The organism is Dietzia cercidiphylli, from assembly GCF_014145145.1.
Lineage (GTDB): Bacteria > Actinomycetota > Actinomycetes > Mycobacteriales > Mycobacteriaceae > Dietzia > Dietzia natronolimnaea.
The window spans coordinates 1-4589 of record NZ_JAALEA010000086.1 but is presented as its reverse complement, the minus strand read 5'-3'; the positions used below and the strand labels follow the sequence as shown (position 1 = coordinate 4589).

The following is a 4589-nucleotide window of genomic DNA, read 5'->3' as shown; positions in this document are numbered from 1 at the left end:
GCCGCGCGGTCCAGCGGCAGCCGGTCGTCGGCGGCGAGCCGGTCGACGAGGTCGGGCTCGCGGCCCTCCTCCCGCATCGCCAACGCCACCGCCACCGCGTTCTCCTTGATCGCCTCGTGCGCGACCTCTCGGCCGACCCCGGCCCGGACGGCCGCCATGAGGACCTTGGTGGTGGCGAGGAACGGCAGGTAGCGCTGGAGCTCCTTGTCGATCACGGCCGGGTACGCCCCGAACTCGTCGAGCACGGTCAGGAACGTCTCGAACATGCCGTCCAGCGCGAAGAACGCATCCGGCAGAGCGACACGACGCACCACCGAGCAGAAGACGTCGCCCTCGTTCCACTGCGCGCCGGCGAGCTCGGCGGCCATGGAGCCGTACCCGCGGAGGACCACCTGGAGCCCGTTGACCCGCTCGCAGGACCGGGTGTTCATCTTGTGCGGCATCGCCGACGACCCGACCTGGCCGGGCTGGAAACCCTCGGTGACCAGCTCGTGTCCGGCCATCAGCCGGATCGTGTGGGCCAGCGAGGACGGGCCGGCGCCCAACTGGACCAGCGCGGAGACGACCTCGTGGTCGAGGGACCGCGGGTACACCTGGCCGACCGAGTCCAGGGTCCGGGAGAAGCCCAGGTGCCCGGCGATGCGGCTCTCGAGCTCCGACATCTTCCCGGCGTCGCCCCCGAGCAGGTCGAGCATGTCCTGCGCGGTGCCCATCGGGCCCTTGATACCGCGCAGGGGGTACCGCTCCATCAGTGAGTCGACCCGCTCGAGCGCCAACAGCAGCTCATCGGCCGCGGAGGCGAAGCGCTTGCCCAGGGTGGTGGCCTGCGCGGCGACGTTGTGGCTGCGGCCGGCCATCACCTGGTCGCGGTGCGCCACCGCGTGCTCGGCCAACCGGCGAACCGCTGCCACCCCGCGGTCGCGGACCAACTCGAGGGAGCGGATCACCTGGAGCTGCTCGACGTTCTCGGTGAGGTCCCGGCTCGTCATTCCCTTGTGGATCTGCTCGTGTCCGGCGAGGGCGTTGAACTCCTCGATCCGGGCCTTGACATCGTGCCGGGTCACCCGCTCGCGCTCGGCGATCGACGCCAGGTCCACGCGATCGATCACGGCCTCGTAGGCCTCGATCACACCGTCGGGAACGGTGACTCCCAGATCACGCTGAGCGCGCAGGACGGCGATCCACAGCTGCCGCTCGAGCACGATCTTGTGCTCGGCGGACCACAGAGTGGCCAGGTCGGCGCTCGCGTAGCGCGAGGCGAGGACGTTGGAGATCCGGGGCTTGGTGGCCCGGGCGGGTACGGCGTTCTGGGCGGTCACGCCCCCAGTATCGCAGCCCGGTCAGGAGATCATCGAGCCGCCGGTGGACCCGGCGAGGATCTCGCGCGCGTTGAGGTAGACCTGATCCACCGTCAGCGGCGCCTCGAGCAACAGCCACGGGCGGGTGATGTAGACGATGGTGGTGATGATCTCGGCGGAACCCATGCGCCGACGTTAACCCGTGGGCGGCTGACGCGGGACCAGTACGGCCTCCAGCCGGTCCATCGCCTCGGCGATCTCGGCGGTGTCCCCGGCGAAGCTCAGGCGCACCGTGTGCCGACCGTCGACGGTGTCGAAGTCGACGCCGGGTGTCAGCGCGACCCCCGTGCGCTCGAGGATCTCGGCGCACCACGCCACCGAGTCGTCGGTCCACTCCGAGACGTCGAAGTAGGCGTAGAAGGCGCCGTCGGGAGGTGCGGTCTCCCCCACTCCGAGACCGGCGAGCCGGCGGAGTACGAGCTCGCGGTTCCGGGCGTATCGCTCCACGTGGGAGTCGAGCTCGGCGGCCGAGGCCTCGGTGAACGCGGCGACGGCGGCGAACTGGGCGTGCGCCGGCGGGCAGATGGTGAGGTTGCCGATGAGCCGGTCCACGGGGGCGCGCAGGTACCGCGGCAGCAGCATCCACCCGATCCGCCACCCGGTCATGGAGAAGTACTTGGACACCGAGCCCATCACCACGGACTCACGGCTGGTCCGCCACGCGCTCGCGCACTCCCGGCCGTAGGTGACACCGTGGTAGATCTCGTCGCTGACCAGCAACGTGCCGTTGGCCTCACACCAGTGCGCGAGGGCGGCGAGTTCGGCGGCGTCGATGATCGTCCCGGTCGGGTTGGCGGGGCTGGCCACGATGAGGCCGGCGGGTGGGTGGCCCAGCTCCACCGTGACCGCCTCGAGCTGCGCGACCGTGGGTTGGTACCGGGTCCCGGGCCCGCAGGCGATCTCGTGGACGCGGCAGCCCAGGGCCTGGAGGGTGTTGCGGTAGGCGGGGTACCCGGGGCGGGCCATGACGACGGTGTCGCCGGGGTCGAACGCGGCCAGGAAGAGCACCGTGAATCCGCCGGAGGATCCGGTGGTGACGACGACGTCGTCGGCGGTCACCTCGACACCGTCCACCCGCCGGTGGTGGTCCGCGATCGCCTCCCGGAGCGGTCGGATTCCGATCGCCTCGGTGTAGCCGAGGATCTCGCCGTCCACCGCGCGCCGTGCGGCCTCCAGCACCGGCCCGGGCGCCGGGGTCGAGGGCTGCCCGGCACACAGGGAGATCACGTCGCCGTGGGTCTCCTGACGCCGCGCCGCCGCGGCCAGGACACTCATGACGTGGAACGGCTCGACGGCCGACCTGAGAGAGGGGGTACGCGCGACGCTCATGCCCCCGACGCTATCGCCCCCGTCAGGAGGTCAGTCCGAACACCCACACCAGGAGGGTCATGGTGACGAGCGTGATGAGCACGATCCCCACGAGGTTGAGCCACACCCCGCCGCGGATCATCTGGCCGATCGCCACGTATCCGGATCCGTACGCGATGGCGTTGGGCGGGGTCGCCACCGGCAGCATGAACGCGCAGGTGGCGGCCAGGGCGACCGGGACCGCCAGCAGCATCGGGTCGAGCCCGAGACCCAGCGCCACCCCACCCGCGACCGGCAGGAACGTCGCGGCGGTCGCGGTGTTGCTGGTCAGTTCGGTCAGGATGAGGACCCCGCCGGCGGCGACGACGACCAGCAGGACGACCGGCAGGCCACCGAGGGCGGCGGACTTCTCACCGATCCAGTCGGTGAGCCCGGACCCGGAGAACTGGGCCGACAGCGCCAGCCCGCCGCCGAAGAGCAGGAGCACCCCCCAGGGCAGGGCGAGCGCGGCCTCCCACGTCAACAGGCGAACGCCACGCGCGGTGCCGGCGGGGAGCAGGAACAGCACGAGTCCGGCGATCAACGCGATCCCCGCGTCGGAGACGGGCGGGTCCTCCCACACCAACGGCACGGTCACCCACGCGACGGCGGCGGCGACGAACACGGCCAGGACGCGTTTCTCGCCCGACGAGATGGGGCCGAGGCTGCGCAGCTCGTCGTCGAACAGTTGCCGCCCCCCGGGGATCCGCTCCACCTCCGGCTTGAACAGCACCTTGGTGAGCAGGAACCAGGCGACCAGGAGCATCACGATCGACAGTGGGAGACCCACCATCATCCACCGGCCGAAACCCAGGATGATGCCGTGCTCGCTCTCGAGGTAGCCGGCGAGCAGGGTGTTGGGCGGGGTTCCGATGATCGTCGCCAGCGATCCGATCGACGCGGCGTAAGCGATGCCCAACATGAGGGCGGTCCCGAAGTTCGACCGGATGACGGCCTTCTTGACCTCGTCGGACGTCGGGTCCGACGAGGAGTCCATCCGGGGCATCGACCCCTCGGGGTCGTCCTCCTGCCCTCCGGACCCGTTCCCGCCCAGTTCGGAGGCGAGCATGAGGACGGAGACGCCGATCGGCAGCATCATCACGGCCGTGGCGGTGTTGGACACCCACATGCTCAGGAAGCCGGTCGCGATCATGAACCCGGCGATGACCCGTGTCGAGCGGGTGCCCATCGCCCGGACCGTCAGCAGGGCGATCCGTCGGTGCAGGTTCCACCTCTGCATGGCGATCGCGATGAGGAATCCGCCCATGAACAGGAAGATGATGTTGTTGCCGTACTGGGCGCCGACGTCGTCGACCGAGATGTCCTGACCCAGCACCGGGAACGCGATGAGCGGCACCAGCGCCGTGGCGGGGATGGGGATGCACTCGGTCATCCACCAGATCCCCAGCAGCACCGCCACGGCAGCGGTCAGTCGCGCGTTGTGCTCCAGGTCCCCCGGCATGACCGTGTAGACCAGCACCGCGGCCGCGACCCCGGCGACGGTCCCGACCACACTGCGGACGAACTCGCCGCGGGGCACGGCGCCGTCGCGCTCACCGGGCGACTTCTGCTCGATCTCCGCGCCGCGGTCCGGGTCCGGGTCCAGGCCGCTCAGGTGGGGGGCCATGACCATACTCCGGCCCCTCGGCCGATCACGGTCGCCGGTTGCCATCGCCTTCTCCGTCGCGCGCCACGCGTCCCGGAGCGGCCCCCCGGGACATTCGTGTACTCACCGTAAACGGGATCCCGGCGCGGGTCAGCCGATCAGCCCCCGAGCGACCCCAGCGGCGCCGAACCGAGCGCCCCCGAGCCCATCGAGAGCGACCCGTCGGGGGCCACCTCGAGGCCGAACACGGCCAGCTCGCGAGCCGGGCCGCCGGCGTC

General features: G+C 70.9%; 4 protein-coding genes. All 4 read right to left on the bottom strand.

What is annotated here, in order from left to right:
- Nucleotides 1-1319, bottom strand: a 1319-nt coding sequence (gene purB / locus G6028_RS03955; RefSeq protein WP_182658110.1) for an adenylosuccinate lyase, incomplete at its 3' end; no start/stop codon positions are given.
- A 21-nt stretch (nucleotides 1320-1340) separates the two neighbouring features.
- Complete coding sequence (locus G6028_RS03950; RefSeq protein ID WP_159110286.1) at nucleotides 1341-1484, bottom strand: hypothetical protein; 144 nt, start codon at nucleotides 1482-1484, stop codon at nucleotides 1341-1343.
- Between the two features lie 9 nt (nucleotides 1485-1493).
- A complete protein-coding gene (locus G6028_RS03945) occupies nucleotides 1494-2687 on the bottom strand; it encodes an aminotransferase class I/II-fold pyridoxal phosphate-dependent enzyme (RefSeq protein WP_182658109.1) in 1194 nt (397 codons plus the stop codon).
- Between the two features lie 22 nt (nucleotides 2688-2709).
- Nucleotides 2710-4332, bottom strand: a complete 1623-nt coding sequence (locus G6028_RS03940; RefSeq protein ID WP_241730524.1) for an SLC13 family permease — start codon at nucleotides 4330-4332, stop codon at nucleotides 2710-2712.
- Nucleotides 4333-4589 lie beyond the last annotated feature (257 nt).

Coding starts and splice junctions, on each gene's coding strand:
- G6028_RS03950 (WP_159110286.1), bottom strand. CDS start 1,484: ATGGGTTCCGCCGAGATCATCACCACCATCGTCTACATCACCCGCCCG.
- G6028_RS03945 (WP_182658109.1), bottom strand. CDS start 2,687: ATGAGCGTCGCGCGTACCCCCTCTCTCAGGTCGGCCGTCGAGCCGTTC.
- G6028_RS03940 (WP_241730524.1), bottom strand. CDS start 4,332: ATGGCCCCCCACCTGAGCGGCCTGGACCCGGACCCGGACCGCGGCGCG.